We start from the raw sequence: 19,677 nt of genomic DNA, 5'->3' as shown, positions 1-19,677 counted from the left end.
AAGTCCGGGGGGACTCATGATCGAGATGCTCGAGCACGTGCACACGCTGACCCGCACCGGGGTGCACCCCGCGTCCGGCCGCCCGACCAGGCGCACCCACTCTCCCGCGGGTCGCGCGTCCCACGCGGCGCCCCCCGCCCACGGCGTGCCCAACGACCGCGCCCTCCCGGCGCAGCGCACCGCGCCGCTCCTGCCGGCGCCGCAGCCGAGCCCGGACGGGTTCGGCCTCGACCTCGGGGCGCAGGCCGGGCCGTGGCTCGTCACGTACGTGCGCCGGCGGGTCGCCAGCAACGCCGCCTGCTGCTGGGCCACGCCCGACGAGAGCCTGGTGATCGAGCTCCTCGCCAGCGAGGTTCTCACCAACGCCGTGGTGCACGGCCCGGCGGACGGTCACGTCGTGGTCCGCACCGCCTACCGCGACGGCACGTTCAGCGTCGCCGTCACCGACCAGAGCCCCGAGCTCCCCGTGCTGCGCGAGGCGCACCCGACCGCGACCTCGGGCCGCGGCCTCCACGTCGTCGACAGCTCCGCCACCGCGTGGGGTGTCGACCCGACCGCCACCGGCAAGACGGTCTGGTTCACGTTCCGCCTCGCCCGGGGGTACGGGACGCTCCCGCGCTGAGGGCCCGCCAGGGTCGACCGCCCCGCTCAGGAGAGCTCCGGGCGCGGGTGTTGACTCCTGTCGCTAACGCCATTAGCTTATGGCTATAGCCGTTAGCCACCTGGAGGACGACATGACCGCTCCCGCAACCCACAGCCTGAGCCTGGACGAGGGCACCCTCGTCTACGACGTCGTCGGCGAGGGGCCCCTCGTCGTCCTCGCCCACGGCATGGGCGACAGCCGCCACTCCTACCGGTTCCTGGTCCCCGCGCTCGCCGCCGCCGGCTACCGGGTGGCCAACCTCGACATCCGCGGCTGCGGCGACTCCAGCCACGGGTGGGCGGGCTACAGCCGCACCGACATCGCCGGCGACCTGCTCGCCCTGGTACGCCACCTCGTCGGCACCTCGGGCGACCGGGCCGTCCTCGTCGGCCAGTCGATCAGCGGCGGCGCCGCGACCATCGCCGCCGCCGACGCGCCCGACCTGATCGCGGGCGTCGTCGAGCTCGCCCCCTTCACCCGCGCGCAGACCACCGACCTCCGCGGGCTGCTGCGGACCAAGCGATACCGCACCTCGGGGACCCTCCTGGCCCGGACCCTCCTCCTGGGGAGCGTGCCGTCGTGGATGGCGTACCTCGAGCTCGCCTACCCGACCACGCCCGCCGACTGGCCCGACGAGAGCGCCCGCATCCGCGCCTCGATGAGCCAGCCCGCCCGGATGAAGGTGCTGCAGGCGATGGCGAAGTCCAGCCCCGCGGACGCCGGCGCACGGCTGCCCGACGTGACGTGCCCCGTCCTCGTCGTGGAGGGCAGCCTCGACCCCGACTGGGCCGACCCCCGCGCCGAGGGCGAGCGCATCCTCGCCGACTTGCCCTCGGGGCTCGGCCAGCTCGCCGTGATCGACGGCGCCGGGCACTACCCGCACGCCCAGACCCCCGACGAGCTCCTCGCCCTCGTCCTGCCCTTCCTCACCCGGACGCTCGCCCGTGCCTAGGGCCGGGCTCGTGCCCGCGGCCGTCACCGAGGCCGGCGCCGCCCTGGCCGACGAGGTCGGCTTCACCCAGCTCAGCATGGGACTGGTCGCCGAGCGGCTCGGCGTGAAGACCCCCTCCCTCTACAAGCACGTCGGCGGGCAGGCCGACCTCGCCCACCGCATCGCCGTCCTGGCCTCCGACGAGCTGGGCGACGCGATGGGCGACGCGATCCAGGGCCGGGCCGGCGGCGAGGCGCTCGCCGCGGCCGCGCAGGCGATGCGCACCTACGTCAAGGAGCATCCCGGCCGCTACGCCGCGATCAACGGCGCGCGTCCCACCGGGCCCGACGACCCGTTCGTCGCCGCGAGCCGCCGCGCCCTGAGCGCGCTGGCGGCGGTGCTGCGCGGGTACGACCTGCCGCCGGAGCAGGAGGTCCACGCGCTGCGGATGCTGCGCAGCGTCCTCCACGGCTTCGTCACGCTCGAGGTGTCCACCGGCTTCCGCTACGACACGGCCGTGGACGACAGCTTCGCGTGGATCCTCGACTTCATCGACCACGGCCTGCACGCGACGGCCGCCACGTCCGCCGCAGACGGCGGCGGCGACGGCGACGACCGGCCGGACCCCGCGCCGCACCGCACCGGGCGGGCGCGGTGATCGGCGCCGGCCCCTGACCGGCCTGCGCCGGCCGAGGTGCGCGTCCCCGGCGTACCGCAGGACCATGTCGAGAACCGCGGGCCGGATGCGACACCCTGTCGAACGGCACCACCGGGGGCCGTCACGACGAAGGGAACGCACCGTGCGCTACATGATCATGATGGACTACGGCGGCGTCGAGTCCGCGACCGAGCCGATGGACCGCTGGACCGCCGAGGAGCTCCAGGCGCACTTCGCGTTCCAGGCCGCGCTCCACGCGGAGCTCGTCGAGCGCGGCGAGCTCGTCGACGGCCAGGGGCTGGCGTCGCCCGACCAGGCGAAGTTCGTCGTGAGCGACGGCGTCGGGGCGCCCGTCGTCGTCGACGGCCCGTACCCCGAGGGCAAGGAGCTCCTGGCGGGCTACTGGCTCGTCGACGTCGAGTCCCTCGACCGGGCGATCGAGATCGCCGCGGCGGCGTCGGCGGCACCGGCGCAGGGCGGCAGGCCGCTCCAGCAGCGGATCGAGGTGCGCGAGGTCATGAGCGCGCCCTCGGCCGAGTGACGGCCCGACCGGCGCCACGACCGTGACGGCCGACGTCGAGGGCCTGCTGCGCCGGTGCGCGCCGCAGGCCCTCGGGGCGGTCGCGCGGCGGCACGCGGACTTCGCGGCCGCGGAGGACGCCGTGCAGGAGGCGCTGCTCGCGGCGGCGCAGCAGTGGCCGCGCGACGGCGTCCCGGATAACCCGGTCGGCTGGCTCGTCCGGGTCGCGGTGCGGCGGCTCGCCGACGAGCACCGCGAGGTGACGGCCCGCCGACGTCGCGAGGAGGCCGCCGCGGCGCGCGAGCAGCGCCCGCCGGACGACGTCGAGCAGCACGACGACACGCTCACGGTCATGCTGCTGTGCTGCCACCCGGCGCTGACCGCGTCGGCGGCGGTCCCGCTCACGCTGCGCGCCGTCGGCGGCCTGACGACGCGCGAGATCGCCGCCGCCTTCCTCGTGCCGGAGGCGACCATGGCGCAGCGCATCAGCCGTGCCAAGGCGACGCTCCGGGCGTCGGACGTCCCGTTCGCCATGCCCGCGCCCCACGACGTCCCGCGGCGCCTCGCGCTCGTCCGGCACGTCCTCTACCTGCTCTTCAACGAAGGCTACGCAACGAGCGCCGGGCCCGAGCTGCTGCGCGTCGACGTCACCGGCGAGGCCATCCGGCTGACCCGGCTGCTGCACGCGGCGGTGCCCGAGGACGCCGAGGTCACCGGTCTGCTGGCGCTGCTGCTGCTCACCGAGGCCCGCCGGCCCGCGAGGTCCGGGCCGCACGGGGAGCTCGTGCCGCTCGCCGAGCAGGACCGCTCGTCGTGGGACCGGGCCCTCGTCGTCGAGGGCGTCCGCCTCGCCACGGACGCGCTCCGCGCCGGGCGTCCGGGCGAGCACACGCTCCAGGCCTGCATCGCGGCGCTGCACGACCAGGCGCCCAGCTCGGCGGCGACCGACTGGCCGCAGGTCCTCGCGCTGTACGACCGCCTGCTCGCGCTGACCGGGAGCCCCGTCGTGGCGCTGCACCGGGCCGTGGCCGTCGCGATGGTGCACGGACCCGCACGCGGTCTCGCCGCGCTCGACGGTGTGGCCGGGCGGCTCGAGCGCGGGCACCGGCTGCACGCGGTCCGGGCCCACCTGCTCGAGCTCGACGGCCGGCCGCGCGACGCCGTCGACGCCTACCGGCACGCCGCCGCCGCCGCGACCAACCTGCGCGAGCGCGAGTACCTCACCCTCCGGGCGGCTCGCCTGGCGTGAGCCGGTACCGGCCCGCTGCCCGCTCGTGCTGCCGCGCCGCGTGCGCACACGGCCGCAGGGCCGGTCCGGACGAGCGGACCGACCCTGCGGGGCGTGCGTGGTGCTCCGTGCTGCGGGCGTCAGCCCACGGTGCAGGGAGCCCCGTTGAGCGTGAACGCGGTCGGCTTCGGGTTCGAGCCGTTGTGCGACCCGTTGAACCCGATGTCGATCGTCCCGCCCGCGGCGAGGTTGCCGTTCCACGGGGCGTTGGCCGCGGTGACGGCCGTGCCGCTCTGCGACCACACGGCGCTCCAGCCCTGCTGGACGCTCTGGCCGCCCGCGAACGAGAAGCCGAGCCGCCAGCTCGTGAGCGCCGCGCCGGTGTTGGTGACCTTGACCGACGCCGTGAAGCCGGAGTTCCAGTCGCTGGTCGTGTACACGACCTTGCAGGCGCCCGTGGTGACCTCGGGGCTCGTCGTGACGCTCAGCGCCGCGGACGGCGTCGAGAGGTTCCCGGCGGCGTCCTTGGCCCGCACGGTGTACGAGTACGCCGTGCTCGCCGTGAGCCCGGTGTCGCTGTAGGACGTCGTCGTGGTCGAGCCGACCCGGGTCGTGCCGCGGTACACGTCGTACCCGATCACGGCCACGTCGTCCGTCGACGGCTGCCACGTCAGGGCGACCGACGTGGTGGTCTTGCTCGGCGAGACCAGGCCGAGCGGTGTGGACGGCGGTGTCGTGTCGACCGTGCCGCCACCCTCGTTCGTCGTGACGCTCAGCGCCGTCGAGGGGTCGGAGACGTTGCCCGCCGCGTCCTTCGACCGCACGGTGTACGAGTACGCCGTGGCGGCCGTGAGGCCCGTGTCGGTGTAGGTCGTGCCCGTCGCCGAGCCGACCTTCGTGGTGCCGCGGTACACGTCGTACCCCGTCACGCGGACGTTGTCCGTCGAGGCCGTCCAGCCCAGGGTGACGCTCGTGGCCGTCTTGGCCGTCGAGGTCAGGGCCGTCGGGACCGTCGGCTTCTCGGTGTCGACGGGCGGCACGGTGCCGCCGTCGCCGAAGAGACGGTCGTAGTCGGCCAGGGCCGTCGCGACCGCGGTCTGCGCCCAGAAGCGGTGGTAGTTGAACGTCGGGGCCGGTCCGCCGTCGAGGTACGCCTTGACCTTGGGCCACGCCGGGTCGTCCTTGAGGAAGCTGCGGATGTCGAGGAAGCTCACGCCCGGCTTGATGGCGTCGCCGTTCGGCATCGTCCCGGTCCAGCCGTTCGGCACGTAGATGCCGTCGCCCGTGGTCGAGGTCATGACGTCGTCGAGGCGCTTGAAGTCCTCGCGCGTCTCCGTCGTCGAGACGCCGATCGCGTCACGGTTGTTCGACCAGATCGAGTCGAGCAGGCCCTTCGCCGCCGCCTGGGCCTCGGTGCTGCCCGACTTCGCCGCGTAGTACATGAGCGTGCGGGCGAGCGCGCCGGCGACGCCGACGTCCTGGCCCTGGCTCGCGACCTCGACGCGCAGGCCCGCGTTCGAGCCGGGGCTCGCCGGGTTCCACGTGTCCGGCTGACCCGTCCACTTGAGGGTCGAGGGGACGGCCCAGTCGGCGCCGTTCGCCTGGGTGTTCGCGAGCGCCCACGGCACCCACTTGTCGAGCAGCGCCTTGGCCTTCGCGTTGCCGGACGCGTTGTAGAGCTGCGCGATGCGCTCCATCGACCACACCTGCATGCCGAACCAGTTGTTCGACGGCGGGTCGTTGTAGACGGGCGCCTCGGTGTAGCCCATGCCGTAGAACGTCGACGTGCCGGCCGGGGGCGTGGCGTACGCGCCGTCCCAGCTGTTCGTCGCGCCACCGGCGATGCCGCCGTCGGCCGACTGGAGCCACGTGTAGAACTCGAGCTGGCGCTCGAGGCTCTTGGACCAGTCGGACACGGCCGTCGCGCCCTTGGGCTTGAGCGCCGCGTCGGTCGACAGGGCCCAGGCCGCCATGGGGTTCTGGTAGCCGAAGTGGCTGTGGCTCGAGCCGATGCGCCACGCCCAGCCGGCGTTGGCGTCCGTCGCGCCGCCCCAGGCGTAGTACCAGGAGAGCAGGTAGTGCGCGCTGTCCTTGCCGGAGCCCGCGGCGCAGCTCTTCGAGGTGCAGCCGATCTTCTTGAAGTACTTGTCGAACAGCGAGTACCGCAGGTAGTCGCCCATCTTGGACGCCTTGCCGAGGCTGGCCGAGATGTCGGCGGCCTTGCCCTGCTCGGTGGCCCACTTGTTGGCCCAGTACATCGCGTCGATGGCGCGCGCGTCGGCGTCGGGGGCGTTCGTGTACTTCCACTGCTTCGCGTACGACGCGTCCTTGGTGAACAGGTCGAGGAAGCCGTTGGGGCCGCCGAACTCGAACTCGTCGCACGACGGCTGCGGGATGGTCTCGTAGACCGACTCCTGCGGACCGCGCTGGAACGTGTTGATGTACGAGGTGCCCGGGCCGGGGCCGTTGGTGCAGCCTGCGCCCGGCGCGGCGCCGAAGCCGTAGACGTTGTCCGTGTCGGCGATCCAGTGCATGCCGTAGACGTCGTCGGTGCCGTACGTCGACTTCAGCTCGGACGCGATCGGGTCGGAGCCGACCGAGACCCCGGACTCGAGGTTCGACGGGTAGCTGCTCGGGTGGTTGAACTCGCTCGCGTAGGACGCCGGTGCCGACGCCTTGTAGAACGAGTTCGTGGGCTGATCCGCGGTGGTCGGGATCATGTACTTCTCCATGGTCGCCCACGCGTCGTTGAGCGGCTTCCAGTCGCCGGTCGCCTCGCCGTAGGCGCTCTCGAGCCAGACCCAGAAGCTGTACGCCTCCGACGTGGTCTCGTGCCCGTAGTCCGGGGCCTCGACGATGAACGTCTCGACCGAGTGGTACGGGATGCCCTGCGGGCTGAAGTAGCCGTTCGCCGGGTCCTTGATGTCCTCGTAGATCTCGAGGAAGCGCTGCTGGTACTCGCCGCCCTCCTCGATCGCGGCGGGCGCGACCGCGGGTGCTGCGGCCGCGGGCGCGGGTGACGCCAGCGCGGGTTGCATCCCGCACACGGCTACGAGCGACGACGCGCCGAGGGCGGAGGCCGCCCAGGCGACACGTCGTCGGGTGAGTCCTGACATGCGAAGTTCCTCTCGTCGGAGGGCGCCGGTGAGGGCGCCCGGGACGCGGTCCCGCTGCGCCGGGAACGCGGGTGGCCCCGCCGCCGGGCCGACCCGGCCGTGCCGTCCTTGGCGCGACCGGAGGGTGGGCGGCCCGCGTCGCGCCGGCCCCGCGTCGCTGCGGTCCCGGTCGTGCGCGTGCTGCCCGTGTCGCCCCCGCCGCGGCGGCGGAGGCCTCCTGCACGCCCGCCCTCGACGTCGATGGGAGCGCTCCTACATCCTTGCGGCCACGGGCTCTCGTCCGGGGCCGTCCGCTCGGCGGCCGTGCGGCCCGGGCCGTCGTCGGCACGGTCCACGCGCCCCGCGCGAACAGCGCCCACAGTGGCACCGGCCTTCGCCGGCGACAGCCCCGTGAAACGATTCGCCGTTCGCGGGTGCTCGGCGCGGGTCCGCCCGGGCGCGCGACGACGCCCGGGCGACGGATCGCCCGGGCGTCGTGGAGCGGGTCGTGGAGCGCGTCGTGCGGCGGGTCGTGCAGCGGGTCGTGCGGCGGGCCCTGGCACGGGTCGTGAGCGCCGGACGGGGCGCTCCGCGCTCCGCGCGGGGAGCCGCTCAGGACCAGCGGAAGATCTTCGCGGCGACCGGGACCCCCACGAGCGTCCACGCCGCCATGACCAGCAGCTCCGTCGTCGGGAACGGCTGGCCGTACCAGCCCGCACCCATCGCCTGCGACGCGGCCCCCACGGGGGTGTATCGGCTGATCGTCTGCACGATCTCCGGCATGAGCGGGAGCGGCATCCACACACCGGCGAAGAACAGCGACACGAAGTACAGGAGCATCCCGACGCCGTTCGCCGAGGAGGTGTTCGGCGCCCGGGCCGCGATGAGGCAGCCGACCGCCATGGTCGACGTGGCACCGAGCACGAAGCCCAGGACCAGCGCGAGCGGGTCGGCCGGCAGCGAGATGCCGAGGACCACCACGCCCAGGACCACGGCGAGGACCGAGGCGACGACGAGCGTCGCGACGTTGACCAGCACCTGCGCGGCGAGCACGCGGGAGCTCGGCAGCGGCGTCGTGGCGAGCCGGCGCAGCACGCCGTTGCCGCGGTACGTGGCGATGGGGGTCGGGAAGGTCGAGAACCCGACGGTCGCGATCGCCAGCGCCAGCACGACCGGGGTGTAGCCGGTGATGGCCGTGATCTGCGACAGGACCGGGTCCTTCTCGTCGAACGGCTGGTCGGCCCACGGCATGAAGAGGCCGAGGACGACGAGGAGCACCGCGGGGAACGCGAGCCCGAAGAACGCGGCGGACGGCTCGCGCAGGAACAGGCGGGCCTCGGTGCGGGTCACGTGCGCCAGCACGCGCGCGCTGGTGGCGGTGCGCGGCGCGGCGACGGGCGCGGGGGTCGGGGTCAGCGGGGCGGCGGTCATGTCAGGCCTCCGAACGGGTCAGCAGGGAACGGGAGCGACGACCGGTGCCGGCGTCGCGCGACCGGTCCTGGCCGGTCAGGGTGAGGAACGCGTCCTCGAGGGTGCCGCGCTCGAGCCGCACGTCATGGGCGCGGACGCCCGCGGCCGACAGCGCGACCATGACGTCCTGCACGATCTCGGGGCCGCCGCGGACCTCGTAGGCGAGGCCGTCGTCGGGCCCCTCGACGGAGTGCACGTCCGGGACGCCCGCGAGGAGCGCCGCGACGCCCGGCTCCGGGGACCGGAACCGCAGCACGTGCTCCCCCGCCGACTGCGCCGCGAGCTCGGCGGGGGTGCCCGTCGCGACGACCCGGCCGGCGTCGATGAGGACGATGCGGTCGCACAGCCGCTCGGCCTCCTCCATGAGGTGCGTGACCAGCAGGATCGTCACGCCGCGGTCGCGCACCTTGCGGACCACGTCCCACGTGTCGCGCCGCGCCTGCGGGTCGAGGCCCGTCGTAAGCTCGTCGAGCACCGCGACCTGCGGGTTGCCGACGAGCGCGAGCGCGATCGACAGTCGCTGCTTCTGGCCGCCCGAGAGCGCCCGGAACTGCGCGTCGCGCCGGTCGGTGAGCCCGAGGTCGTCGAGCAGCTCGAGCGGGTCCGCGGGGTCCACGTAGAACGACGCGTAGAGCTCGACGGCCTCCCGGGCCGTGATGCGGGCCGGGAGCTCGCTCTCCTGGAGCTGCATGCCGAGCACCTCGCGGAGCACCGCGCGGTCCCGGGCGGGGTCGAGGCCGAGGACGTCGACGCGGCCGGAGTCGCGGTCGCGCAGCCCGGCGAGGCACTCGACGGTCGTCGTCTTGCCGGCGCCGTTCGGGCCGAGGATCCCGACGATCTCGCCGCGGTGGACCGTGAGGCTGACGTCCTCGACGGCGAGCGTCGAGCCGTACGACTTGCGCAGGTGCTCGACCTGGATGACGGGTGTGGCGGTCATGTCGTCCCTCCGGGGTTCGGGGTGGTTCGCGTGGTGCTGCGGTGCGCACCGGGCGGGGTGCCTGCGGTGCGGGGTGGTGCGTGGCGGTGCGTCAGGACGTGCTGAGGGTGTGCGGACCCGCGGGTGCGGCGGCGCGCCGTCCCGTGCGGAGGAGGTGGGGGGTGCGGGCGGGCCGCCGTGACGGCCCGCTCGCGACGTCAGGTCGTGACGGGGTTGAGCGCGGCCCGCCGGGTGAGGCGGTGGAACACGACCGCCTGCGCGGCGAGGACCAGCACGCAGAGCGCCACGCGGGCGGGCACGTCGTCGCCGCCGGGACCGAGGCGCTCGACGACCCAGGCCAGGTCGAACGGTCCGGCGTCGCTCGCGAGGAGCGCGGTGACGAGGAAGAGGGGACCGATCGTCAGCGGGAGCGCGAGGGTCCCCCACCACCCGCCGGCCCGGTAGTAGACGATGCCGACGAGCAGGCCGGACACGACGCCGCTGCCGAACATGAGCCCGTAGTCGAGGAACAGCAGCCCGAGGTCGACCGTGGTGCCCGACGTCGTCGCCGAGAGCCCGACGTCGGTGAGCGAGTGCGTCCAGCCGGCCTGCTCGTAGACCAGGCGCTCCACCTGGATGAGCAGCGTCAGCACCGCTGCGTACACGGCTGCGGTGACGCCTCCCGCGACGAGCGAGGCGGTGGCGAACGCCCGGCGCGTCATCCCGGCCGCGACGTGCGTGGGCAGGTACGTCGTCGCGAGGATGACCGTGAGCGAGAACGGGAACCAGATGCCGCCCTGACGCGCGAACTGCGCGACGCTCGTCGTGACCTCCCCGAACCGGTCGACCAGCACGATCGCGAGCGTCAGCACGACGACCGCGATGCCCCAGAACCACACGGCGAGGTACAGCAGCATCGCGAGCAGGTGCCGCACCGTCCGGGCCACCGGGGTCCGGCGGCGCACGGCCGGGCGGGCGAGGGTCGTGGTGCTCATCGCGGGACCTCCGTGACGGTCGGGTCGGAGCCGGTCGCGCCGGTCCCGGTCAGGGACGCGCCGTGCCCGGTGGCGTCGTCGTCGGCCGGTGCGGCGCTGCCGTCCGCACCGGTGCGGGCCGTGAGGTGCACGAACAGGTCCTGCAGGTCGACGGGCCCGAGCTCGACGCCCAGCTCACGAGCGCGCGCGTCGTCGTCGCCGGCCGGCGGCCCGAAGAGGGTCACCTGCGCGGTGCGGCCGAGCTGCTGGCGCCCGACCACGGTGCGCCCGACGGCGAACCGCTCGACGGCGGCGGACGGTCCGGTCGCGGTCAGGCCCCGGGTGCGGAGCTCGTCGGCGGGCTCGGCCAGCAGCAGCGCGCCGTGGTCGATCACGACGACGTGCTCGAACAGCCGCTCGATCTCCTCGATGAGGTGGCTCGAGAGCACGATCGTCCGGGGGTGCTCGACGTAGTCGGTGAGCAGCGCGTCGTAGAACGCGTACCGCGACGGGGCGTCCATGCCGAGGTACACCTCGTCGAGCATCGTGAGCTCGGCGCGGGTCGCAAGACCGACGACGGCGCCGAACGCGGACTTCTTGCCGCGCGAGAGCTTGCTCTGCTTGGCCTTCGGGTCGAGCTCGAAGGTGTCGAGCAGCCGCTCGGCGAGCTCGCGGGAGAAGTGCGGGCGGGCCTGCTCGACGAAGTCGAGCGTCGCCGCGAGCTTCTCGTCGGCGAGCACGTCGCCGCTCTCGCGGATCAGGCACGTGCCGGCCATGACTCGCTCGTTCTCCCACGGGTCCTCGCCGTCGACGAGCACCTGGCCCGACGTGGGGCGACGGAACGCCGCGAGCGTCGACAGGAGCGTCGTCTTGCCGGAGCCGTTGCGGCCGAGCAGCCCGGTGACGGCCCCGGCCGGGATGTCGACCGTGAGGCGGTCGACGGCGGTGTCGTCGCCGTAGCGCACGGTGACGTCGCGGACCTGGACGCCGAAGCCGTTCACCGGGCACCTCCGTGGGCGACGTCGCCGGCCTCGCTGTCGGAGCCGAGGCGGGCGGCGCGGTCCTCGATGCGCTTGACGACGTCCGCGACCTCGATGCCGAGCACGTGGGCCTGGTCGACGACGGGGTCGACGACCTCGGTGAAGAAGCGCTCGCGGCCGTCGGCCTGGAGCGCGCTGCGGGCGCCCGTGGCGACGAACATGCCGACGCCGCGGCGCTTGTAGAGAACGCCCTCGTCGACCAGCTCGGCGAACGCCTTCGCGGCGGTCGCCGGGTTGATGCGGTACGTCGTCGCGTACTGCGTGGTGGACATGACCTGCTCCTCCTCCTGCAGCGTCCCGTCGAGGATGCTGCTGCGGATCTGATCGGCGATCTGCAGGTAGATGGGGTCCCGGCCATCGAACACGGCGTCCGCCCCCTCGTCTCTGGTCTAGTGGTTCTTTACTGGACTAATGAACCACAGGACCATCTTCCGGCACAAGGGGTCTGCCCCGACGGGCGGACGCGGACGCACGAAGGCCCGGTCCACACGTGGACCGGGCCTCCGGGAGAGTGGGGGTGCAGGCGGTCAGACGCCCGTGCGCAGCCCCGCCGCGACGAGCTCCGCGACCTGCACCGCATTGAGCGCGGCACCCTTGCGGAGGTTGTCGTTCGAGAGGAACAGCGCCAGACCGCGCCCCTCGGGCACTCCCGGGTCCTGGCGCAGGCGGCCGACGAACGACGGGTCCGCACCGGCCGCGAGCTGCGGCGTCGGGACGTCCGCGAGCTGCACCCCGGGCGCGTCCGCGAGCAGCTCCCGCGCGCGCTCGGGCGAGAGCGGGCGGGCGAACTCGGCGTTGACCGAGAGCGAGTGCCCCGTGAACACCGGGACGCGCACGCACGTGCCCGAGACGAGCAGCTCCGGCAGGCCGAGGATCTTGCGGGACTCGTTGCGGAGCTTCTGCTCCTCGTCGGTCTCGTACGACCCGTCGTCGACCAGGTTGCCCGCGAGCGGGATCACGTTGAACGCGATCGGCGCGACGTACTTCTGCGGATCCGGGAAGGTCACCGCGCGGCCGTCGTGCACGAGGGCCACCGTGTCCTGGCCCTGCACCGCGCGCACCTGCGAGTCGAGCTCCTCGGCGCCCGCGAGCCCGCTGCCCGAGACCGCCTGGTACGTCGAGACGACGAGCCGCTGCAGGCCCGCCTCCTCGTGCAGCACGCGCAGCACGGGCATCGCCGCCATCGTCGTGCAGTTCGGGTTCGCGATGATGCCCTTGCGCGCCTCGCGGATCGCCGCCGGGTTCACCTCGGAGACGACGAGCGGCACGTCGGGGTCCATGCGCCACGCCGACGAGTTGTCGATGACCGTGGCCCCCGCGGCGGCGAAGCGCGGCGCCTGCGCCTTGGACGTCGCGCCCCCGGCGGAGAACAGCGCGATGTCGAGCCCCGACGGGTCGGCCGTCGCGGCGTCCTCGACGACGACGTCGGTGCCCTTCCACGGCAGCGTCGTGCCGGCCGAGCGCGCCGACGCGAAGAAGCGGATCTCGGCGACCGGGAAGTCGCGCTCCTCGAGCAGGCGCCGCATGACGGCCCCGACCTGCCCGGTCGCGCCGACGACGCCGACGCGCAGGCCGTGCCCCTGGGTCTCGCTCATGGTCAACGCCCCGTCCCGCCGTAGACCACGGCCTCGTCCTCGGTGGAGTCCAGCTCGAACGCGGTGTGGACGGCGCGCACCGCGTCGTCCAGGCTCTCCGCGCGCGTGACGACGGAGATGCGGATCTCCGAGGTCGAGATCATCTCGATGTTGATGCCGGCGTCCGAGAGCGCCTCGAAGAGCCTCGCGGAGACGCCCGGGTGCGACTTCATGCCCGCCCCGATGAGCGAGAGCTTCCCGATCGCGTCGTCGTACTGCAGCGACGCGAAGCCGATCTCGCCCTGCTGCTCGGTCAGCGCCGTGATCGCCGCAGCCCCGTCCGACTGCGGCAGCGTGAACGAGATGTCCGTGCGGCCCGTCGCGGCGGCCGAGACGTTCTGCACGATCATGTCGATGTTCGCGCCGGAGGCCGCGACGACGTGGAAGATGCGCGCGGCCTTGCCCGGCACGTCGGGGACGCCGACGACCGTGACCTTGGCCTCGCTGCGGTCGTGCGCGACGCCCGCGATGATCGGCTGCTCCATGGGGCCTTCTCCTTCGGGTCCCTCGGCGGGACTGTTCGTCACCAGTGTTCCGGTGTGGCCCGAGAACGACGAGCGCACGTGCACGGGCACCCCGTAGCGGCGCGCGTACTCCACGCAGCGCAGCACGAGCACCTTGGCGCCGCTCGCCGCCATCTCGAGCATCTCGTCGTAGCTGATCCGGTCGAGCTTGCGGGCGGTCGGCACGATGCGCGGGTCGGCGCTGAACACGCCGTCGACGTCCGTGTAGATCTCGCAGACGTCCGCGCCGAGCGCCGCCGCGAGCGCGACCGCAGTCGTGTCCGAGCCGCCGCGACCCAGCGTCGTGACGTCGTTGGTGTGCTGCGTGACGCCCTGGAACCCGGCGACGATCGCGACCGACCCGTCGTCGAGCGTCGCGCGGATGCGGCTCGGCGTGACGTCGATGATGCGCGCCCTGCCGTGCGCGGTGTCGGTGATGACCCCGGCCTGCTGCCCCGTGAACGACTGCGCCTCGACGCCCAGGTTGGCGATCGCCATCGCGAGCAGCGACATCGAGATGCGCTCGCCCGCGGTCAGCAGGATGTCCATCTCGCGCGACGGCGGCAGCGGCGTGATCTGGTTCGCGAGGTCGATGAGCTCGTCGGTCGTGTCCCCCATGGCGGAGACCACGACGACGACCTCGTTGCCGGCGCGCTTGGCCTCCGCGATCCGCTTCGCCACGCGCTTGATGCTGGTCGCGTCGGCGACGGACGAGCCGCCGTACTTCTGCACGATGAGGGCCACGGGGTGTGCTCCGAGGAGGTCGACGGGGGCGGTCGACGGCGGGGGCCGGCGGCGCCCGGCGGGGCGGGGTGCGGGCGGGCGCACCGCTGCCGGACAGGACGGGGCGAGTGTAGATCGGTCCGGTGGACGGACCGTCGGGGTTTCGCATGGCGGGACCGCCGGGCGGACGGGGCGCGGCGGGTGGCTGCGTCGTGCGCGGGACCGCCGGGCGGACGAGGGCGCGGCGGGCGCGCGGCGGTCCGGTGCGTGGCGGCCGTCCGGGTGACGCCCGCGGGACCGCCCCGCGGCGCGCACAGGATGTGCACAGCGTCCGCCCCCGGCTCCCCCGGCCGCTGCCCTAGCGTGACGGTCATGTCGCTGACCGCGGGAGACGCCGCACCCCCACCCGCCGCGCCGCAGCCCGCACGGCCCGGGACGGGCGGACCGTCCGGGCACCAGGGCGTCGTGGTGCACGGCGTGCACCGCGCGTTCGGTGCGGTGCGCGCGCTCGACGGCGTCTCGTTCGAGGCCCGGCCCGGGCGCGTGACGGCGCTCATCGGGCCCAACGGCTCGGGCAAGACGACCCTGCTGCTCGTGCTCGCCGGGCTCCTCGTGCCGGACGCGGGGCACGTGCGCGTCGGCGGCCACGACCCCGTGACCGACGGCGTCGCGGCGCGCGCCCGCACCGGGTGGATGCCCGACGTCTTCGGCACGTGGGACTCGCTCACGGCGCGCGAGGTGCTCCTGACGTTCGCCGCCGCGTACCGGATCCCCCCGGTGCCCGCCCGCGCGCGCGCCGCCGAGCTGCTCGAGACCGTGCACCTCACCGAGTACGCCGACCGGCCCGCGAGCGTCCTGTCCCGCGGGCAGAAGCAGCGCCTCGGGCTCGCGCGGGCGCTCGTGCACTCCCCCGACGTGCTCCTGCTCGACGAGCCCGCGAGCGGTCTCGACCCGCGCAGCCGCGTCGACCTGCGGGTCCTGCTGCGCTCGCTCGCGGAGCGCGGCACGACCGTGCTGGTGTCGAGCCACGTGCTCTCGGAGCTCGACGAGCTCGTGGACGACGCCGTGTTCCTCTCGCGCGGACGCACCGTGACGCCCGAGGTCCTCACGGCACCGGGCAGCCGGCGCCCGTGGCGCGTGCGCGCGCTCTCGCGCACGGCGCTCACCACGTGGCTCACGTCGGTCGGCGCCGCGTGGACGCCCGACGACGCGGCCGAGCCGCCGACGGGCTTCGAGCCGCCCGAGCCCGGCGCACCCGACCCGGGGAGCGTGCTGCTCGACGTCGACGGCGACGAGGGCGCCGCCCGGCTCGTGCGCGACGCCGTCGCCGCGGGCGTCCCCCTGGTGTCCCTCGCACCCGCCGGCGGGGCGCTCGAGCAGGCCTACCTGACGTTGGACGAGGAGCGACGATGAGCACCGTCACCACCGGGGGCGCGGCCGTCCCCGACGCACCCGCGCCCGTCCCCACCGTGCCCGGCGTCCCGTCCGGTCCGGGCACCTGGCGCGTCACGGGGCACGGCGTGCGGACCGTCGCGACGCTCGAGCTCCGCCAGCGCGTGCGCTCGACGCGGTGGAAGGTCGCGCTGCTGGTGTGGTTCCTCGTCGTCGGCGCGATCACCGCGCTCGGCTGGGCCGCGATGGCGTCGACGTCCTCCGGGACGGGCGTCGAGCAGGAGCCGCTCGGGCCCGCGATCTTCGGGCTCGTCGTGTTCTTCGTGCTGTTCCTCGGGCTCGTCGTCGCACCGACGCTCAGCGCGACCGCGATCAACGGCGACCGCTCGGCCGGCACCCTCGCGATCCTGCAGGTCACGCTTCTGTCCCCCGCCGAGATCGTGCTCGGCAAGCTGCTCGCGTCGTGGACCGCGGCGCTCGCGTTCCTCGTCGTGAGCGTGCCGTTCCTCGTCGCCGGCCTCGCCGCGGGCGGTACCCCGGTGCTGAGCGTCGTCGTCTGCCTCGTGGTGCTCGCGCTGCTGCTCGCCGGCGTCTGCGCCATCGGCCTCGGCTTCTCGGCGCTCACCGCGCGCTCGGCGGGGTCCGCGGTGCTGACGTACCTCGCCGTCGCGGGGCTCACCGTGCTGAGCCTGCTCGTCTTCGGGCTGACGATCCCGGCGGTGTCGAACCAGGCGCAGGAGGTGCGCGTCTGGACCGTGCCGAGCACCTACGACTGGGAGGACGCGCAGGTCCCCGAGTGCGTCTGGGAGACGCAGACGCAGTACGTGAGCCACACGGAGCGGACGTGGTGGCTGCTCGCGATCAACCCGTTCGTCGTCGTCGCGGACGCGGCCCCCGCGGCGGAGCGGGACGACACGTTCACCGGGTTCGACGTGCTCGGCGGCATCCGGGAGGGCGTCCGGACGCTGCGCGCCGGGCCCGCGCCCGAGCAGGACTACTGCTGGACGGGTCAGGAGCGCGGCGCGTCGTACGTCTCGCCCGTGGCCGAGCGCGACGTCGACGACAGCGCGGTGTGGCCGTGGGGGCTCGCCGCGAACCTGCTGCTCGGGGCCGCGGGCGTCGTGCTCGCCGTGCGGCGGCTCCGGATCCCGCAGCGCACCCTCGCCCGGGGGACCCGCGTGGCCTGACGGTCGCGGGGTCCCGCGAGGACCTGCGTGGCCCGCGGGCCACGCGGACGGCGGGCCCGGCGCTCCCACCCCCGGAGGGCGCCGGGCCCGTGCACGTCCGGGTGCTGCTCGCCGTCAGGGCTGCAGCGCGTCGTACTCCGCCTCGGCCGCCACGTCGTCCTCGACATCGAGCCGCAGGTGCCCGAGCACGACCTGCAGCACCCGCAGCACGCTCGACGCGCGCTCGCCCCAGCTCGACAGGTACGAGAACTGCCACCACCACAGCGCCTCGAGCTCCTGGCCCTGCTCGTGGTGGCGCAGGCCCTGGACCAGCGCACCCGCCATCGCGACGAGCTCGCCGGACAGCGTCGACCCCGTGACCTCGGCGCCGAGCACGGGGTCCACGACCTCCGCGTACTCGTCGATGCCCTCGAGCACGTTCGCGAGCGCGACGCGCAACGGGTCGACGTCCGGGTCGGGGCCGATGTCCGGCTCGTAGCGGTCCGGCGGCACGACGTCGACGATCGCGCCGAGCCGCGCCCCGACGGCGAGCACGTCCGACACCGCGAGCAGCAGCAGCGGGATCGCGGCCTCGGGGTTCGTGCCCGCGCCGACCTCGGTGATCGTCGTCAGGAAGCTCCGGGTCTCCTCGGCGACGGACTGCGCGACCCCGAGCAGGTCCGCGAGGTCCTCCTCGACCGCGGGCGGGGTCACCGCCGCCCGCCCGGGCTCACCGCTCAGGTCCACGCCGGGCAGGTCCGCCCCGGCGACGGCCCCGCCGTCGGCCGGGCCCTGCGTCGTCTCGTCCGCCATCGTCGCCACTCCCCTACGCGCTGATCCGTCGTCGACCCTCGAACGCCCGGCCGAGGGTCACCTCGTCCGCGTACTCGAGGTCCCCGCCCACCGGGAGGCCCGACGCGAGCCGGCTCACCGTGAGGCCCATCGGCACGAGCATCCGTGCGAGGTACGTGGCGGTCGCCTCGCCCTCGACGTTCGGGTCCATCGCGAGGATCACCTCGGTGACCGTGCCGTCCTGCAGGCGCGTGAGCAGGTCCTTGATCCGCAGGTCGTCCGGGCCGACGCCCGCGATCGGGTTGATCGCGCCGCCGAGCACGTGGTACTTCCCGCGGAACTCGCGCGTGCGCTCGATCGCGACGACGTCCTTGGGCTCCTCGACGACGCAGATCGTGGTCGGCGAGCGCCGCGGGTCGCGGCAGACGCGGCACTGCGGCTCCTGCGACACGTTCCCGCAGACCTCGCAGAACCGGACGCGCGCCTTGACCTCGGTCAGCGCGTCGACGAGCCTCCGCACGTCGGCCGGGTCGGCCGCGAGCACGTGGAACGCGATCCGCTGCGCGCTCTTGGGACCGACGCCGGGCAGCCGCCCGAGCTCGTCGATCAGGTCCTGGACCGCACCCTCGTACACACACCCACCCTACGTGCCCGGCGACCCCCGGGCCGGGAGCACGCCGACCGGGCCGGCCGGCCGGGCCTCCCGACGGGCCCCCAGGGCGTCGATGAGTCCGCGCGCGCCCCCCGGTCTACTGAGGCGGCCCCCGCTCCCACGACCCCTGTGAGGCACCGTGAAGATGCTCCTGACGTCGGGCGGCGTGACGAACCCGACCATCCACGCGGCGCTCGTCGACCTGCTCGGCAGACCGGTCGACGAGTGCCACGCACTGTGCGTCCCGACGGCCCAGTGGGGCCACCCGATGTGCGGGCCCGGCACCGTGCGCGGGCTCCTCGCCGCCGACCCGGGCTCCCCGCACCTGTCCGGGCTCGGGTGGGCGTCGCTCGGGGTCCTCGAGCTCACCGCGCTGCCGACCGTGGGCCGGGACCGGTGGGAGCCGTGGGTCCGCGAGGCCGACGTGCTCCTCGTCGACGGGGGCGACGCGACGTACCTGTGCCACTGGATGCGGGAGTCGGGGCTCGCGGACCTGCTGCCGTCGCTGGCCGGCACCGTGTGGGTCGGCGTGAGCGCCGGGAGCATGGTGATGACGCCCCGGGTCGGCGGGTCCTTCGTCGAGTGGGCCGGCGCGCAGGACGACCGGGGCCTCGGGGTCGTCGACTTCTCGCTCTTCCCGCACCTCGACGCGTTCCCGGAGAACTCGCAGGCGCACGCGGAGCGGTGGGCGGCGGACCTGGGGGTCCCGTCGTACGCGATCGACGAGCAGACGGCCGTCGTGGTCGTCGACGGCTCGGTGGAGGTCGTCTCGGAGGGACGGTGGAGGCACTTCGACGCGTGACGGGGCCTCGCGTCGTCGCGCAGCTCCCGCCCGCGTCCGCCTGCCGGGATCAGCCCATCGGGTCGTCGGTCTGCTCGTCGATGATCGTGCCGCCCAGGAGCTGGGCGACGAGCGGCGCGCCCGTGAGCCCGGACGACGCGAGGTCGGGGTCGTCGGGCGACGGGAAGTCCTCGACCGGGGCGTTCCGGGTCGCACCGCGGCTCGCGGCGTACGCCCGCTCGGCGGCGACGCGCGCCGTGACGGGCGGCTCGGCGGGTTCGCCGGGTCCGGCACCGGCCGGACCGCCGCGGGCACCTGCGCCACCCGCGCCGGGGCGCGCGCCCGGTGCCGAGCCGCCCCCGCGCGCGGGGGGCGCGTCGTCGTACGGGTCGTCCGCCGGCGGGATCGGGATGCCCGCGTAGGGGTCGCCGTCGGCGAGGTCGTGCGGCGGCTCGGGCGCACCCGGGTCGTCGTCGTACGGCGCGGGCCCCCCGGCAGCCGGGCGCCGCGCAGCCGACGGTGCCGGCGGTGCCACCGGGGCCGACGGGCGCGCGGGGGT

General features: G+C 74.4%; 18 protein-coding genes and 1 pseudogene. 8 read left to right on the top strand and 11 right to left on the bottom strand.

Translation table 11 applies throughout. The features are described from left to right. Positions 1-16 precede the first annotated feature (16 nt). From ACWFNE_RS21045 to ACWFNE_RS21025, 5 genes are all read left to right on the top strand, one after another. A complete protein-coding gene (locus tag ACWFNE_RS21045) occupies positions 17-622 on the top strand; it encodes an ATP-binding protein (protein ID WP_452124381.1) in 606 nt (201 codons plus the stop codon). 112 nt (positions 623-734) lie between these two features. Then, positions 735-1,595: an alpha/beta fold hydrolase gene (locus tag ACWFNE_RS21040; protein ID WP_452124380.1), complete on the top strand. Its 861-nt coding sequence runs from the start codon at positions 735-737 to the stop codon at positions 1,593-1,595. 10 nt (positions 1,596-1,605) lie between these two features. After that, complete coding sequence (locus tag ACWFNE_RS21035; protein WP_452124379.1) at positions 1,606-2,232, top strand: TetR/AcrR family transcriptional regulator; 627 nt, start codon at positions 1,606-1,608, stop codon at positions 2,230-2,232. Between the two features lie 151 nt (positions 2,233-2,383). Continuing rightward, positions 2,384-2,773, top strand: coding sequence for a YciI family protein (locus ACWFNE_RS21030; RefSeq protein WP_452124378.1), 390 nt, complete (start codon positions 2,384-2,386; stop codon positions 2,771-2,773). Between the two features lie 22 nt (positions 2,774-2,795). Next, positions 2,796-4,001: an RNA polymerase sigma factor gene (locus tag ACWFNE_RS21025; protein WP_452124377.1), complete on the top strand. Its 1,206-nt coding sequence runs from the start codon at positions 2,796-2,798 to the stop codon at positions 3,999-4,001. Positions 4,002-4,120: 119 nt separating this feature from the next. Here the strand turns inward: ACWFNE_RS21025 and ACWFNE_RS21020 are convergent, their stop codons facing one another. The 8 genes from ACWFNE_RS21020 to ACWFNE_RS20985 all read right to left on the bottom strand — a co-directional run bounded on the left by ACWFNE_RS21020 (position 4,121) and on the right by ACWFNE_RS20985 (position 14,356). Next, positions 4,121-7,096 carry a glycoside hydrolase family 48 protein gene (locus ACWFNE_RS21020; protein WP_452124376.1) on the bottom strand — a complete coding sequence of 992 codons (2,976 nt, stop codon included), beginning with the start codon at positions 7,094-7,096 and terminating at the stop codon, positions 4,121-4,123. 591 nt (positions 7,097-7,687) lie between these two features. Continuing rightward, on the bottom strand, positions 7,688-8,506 hold the full coding sequence (locus tag ACWFNE_RS21015; RefSeq protein ID WP_452124375.1) for an ABC transporter permease: 819 nt from the start codon (positions 8,504-8,506) through the stop codon (positions 7,688-7,690). Position 8,507: 1 nt separating this feature from the next. Beyond that, positions 8,508-9,482 carry an ABC transporter ATP-binding protein gene (locus ACWFNE_RS21010; RefSeq protein WP_452124374.1) on the bottom strand — a complete coding sequence of 325 codons (975 nt, stop codon included), beginning with the start codon at positions 9,480-9,482 and terminating at the stop codon, positions 8,508-8,510. Positions 9,483-9,679: 197 nt separating this feature from the next. Continuing rightward, entirely contained in the window at positions 9,680-10,456 is a 777-nt protein-coding gene (locus tag ACWFNE_RS21005; RefSeq protein WP_452124373.1) for a hypothetical protein, read from the bottom strand. Next, positions 10,453-11,436 (bottom strand): ATP-binding cassette domain-containing protein, encoded by a 984-nt coding sequence (locus ACWFNE_RS21000; RefSeq protein WP_452124372.1) that lies wholly within the window; start codon positions 11,434-11,436, stop codon positions 10,453-10,455. The genes ACWFNE_RS21005 and ACWFNE_RS21000 overlap by 4 nt, the downstream gene beginning before the upstream one ends. Beyond that, positions 11,433-11,840 (bottom strand): GntR family transcriptional regulator, encoded by a 408-nt coding sequence (locus ACWFNE_RS20995; RefSeq protein WP_452124371.1) that lies wholly within the window; start codon positions 11,838-11,840, stop codon positions 11,433-11,435. The genes ACWFNE_RS21000 and ACWFNE_RS20995 overlap by 4 nt, the downstream gene beginning before the upstream one ends. A gap of 162 nt (positions 11,841-12,002) precedes the next feature. Next, on the bottom strand, positions 12,003-13,070 hold the full coding sequence (locus ACWFNE_RS20990; RefSeq protein ID WP_452124370.1) for an aspartate-semialdehyde dehydrogenase: 1,068 nt from the start codon (positions 13,068-13,070) through the stop codon (positions 12,003-12,005). Positions 13,071-13,072: 2 nt separating this feature from the next. Continuing rightward, positions 13,073-14,356 (bottom strand): aspartate kinase, encoded by a 1,284-nt coding sequence (locus ACWFNE_RS20985; RefSeq protein WP_452124369.1) that lies wholly within the window; start codon positions 14,354-14,356, stop codon positions 13,073-13,075. A gap of 351 nt (positions 14,357-14,707) precedes the next feature. On the opposite strand from ACWFNE_RS20985, the gene ACWFNE_RS20980 reads away from it, so the two are divergent. Continuing rightward, entirely contained in the window at positions 14,708-15,748 is a 1,041-nt protein-coding gene (locus tag ACWFNE_RS20980) for an ABC transporter ATP-binding protein (RefSeq protein WP_452124368.1), read from the top strand. Further along, positions 15,745-16,914: an ABC transporter permease gene (locus ACWFNE_RS20975; RefSeq protein WP_452124367.1), complete on the top strand. Its 1,170-nt coding sequence runs from the start codon at positions 15,745-15,747 to the stop codon at positions 16,912-16,914. The genes ACWFNE_RS20980 and ACWFNE_RS20975 overlap by 4 nt, the downstream gene beginning before the upstream one ends. A 114-nt stretch (positions 16,915-17,028) precedes the next feature. On the opposite strand, the gene ACWFNE_RS20970 is transcribed toward ACWFNE_RS20975, so the two are convergent. Both ACWFNE_RS20970 and recR read right to left on the bottom strand, forming a co-directional pair. Continuing rightward, positions 17,029-17,706 (bottom strand): DUF5063 domain-containing protein, encoded by a 678-nt coding sequence (locus ACWFNE_RS20970; protein ID WP_452124366.1) that lies wholly within the window; start codon positions 17,704-17,706, stop codon positions 17,029-17,031. 13 nt (positions 17,707-17,719) lie between these two features. Beyond that, positions 17,720-18,319 (bottom strand): recombination mediator RecR, encoded by a 600-nt coding sequence (recR, locus tag ACWFNE_RS20965; RefSeq protein ID WP_452124365.1) that lies wholly within the window; start codon positions 18,317-18,319, stop codon positions 17,720-17,722. Between the two features lie 157 nt (positions 18,320-18,476). Between recR and ACWFNE_RS20960 the strand changes: the two genes are divergently transcribed. Beyond that, a complete protein-coding gene (locus tag ACWFNE_RS20960) occupies positions 18,477-19,139 on the top strand; it encodes a Type 1 glutamine amidotransferase-like domain-containing protein (protein ID WP_452124364.1) in 663 nt (220 codons plus the stop codon). A gap of 49 nt (positions 19,140-19,188) precedes the next feature. Here ACWFNE_RS20960 and ACWFNE_RS20955 read toward each other — a convergent pair. After that, positions 19,189-19,677, bottom strand: a pseudogene (locus ACWFNE_RS20955) (DNA polymerase III subunit gamma and tau); the annotation flags it as partial.

This window comes from Cellulomonas sp. NPDC055163, assembly GCF_053607065.1.
This window is presented reverse-complemented; position numbering and strand designations above follow the sequence as displayed.

Coding starts and splice junctions, on each gene's coding strand:
- ACWFNE_RS21045 (WP_452124381.1), top strand. CDS start 17: ATGATCGAGATGCTCGAGCACGTGCACACGCTGACCCGCACCGGGGTG.
- ACWFNE_RS21040 (WP_452124380.1), top strand. CDS start 735: ATGACCGCTCCCGCAACCCACAGCCTGAGCCTGGACGAGGGCACCCTC.
- ACWFNE_RS21030 (WP_452124378.1), top strand. CDS start 2,384: ATGATCATGATGGACTACGGCGGCGTCGAGTCCGCGACCGAGCCGATG.
- ACWFNE_RS21020 (WP_452124376.1), bottom strand. CDS start 7,096: ATGTCAGGACTCACCCGACGACGTGTCGCCTGGGCGGCCTCCGCCCTC.
- ACWFNE_RS21015 (WP_452124375.1), bottom strand. CDS start 8,506: ATGACCGCCGCCCCGCTGACCCCGACCCCCGCGCCCGTCGCCGCGCCG.
- ACWFNE_RS21010 (WP_452124374.1), bottom strand. CDS start 9,482: ATGACCGCCACACCCGTCATCCAGGTCGAGCACCTGCGCAAGTCGTAC.
- ACWFNE_RS21005 (WP_452124373.1), bottom strand. CDS start 10,456: ATGAGCACCACGACCCTCGCCCGCCCGGCCGTGCGCCGCCGGACCCCG.
- ACWFNE_RS20990 (WP_452124370.1), bottom strand. CDS start 13,070: ATGAGCGAGACCCAGGGGCACGGCCTGCGCGTCGGCGTCGTCGGCGCG.
- ACWFNE_RS20980 (WP_452124368.1), top strand. CDS start 14,708: ATGTCGCTGACCGCGGGAGACGCCGCACCCCCACCCGCCGCGCCGCAG.
- ACWFNE_RS20975 (WP_452124367.1), top strand. CDS start 15,745: ATGAGCACCGTCACCACCGGGGGCGCGGCCGTCCCCGACGCACCCGCG.
- ACWFNE_RS20970 (WP_452124366.1), bottom strand. CDS start 17,706: ATGGCGGACGAGACGACGCAGGGCCCGGCCGACGGCGGGGCCGTCGCC.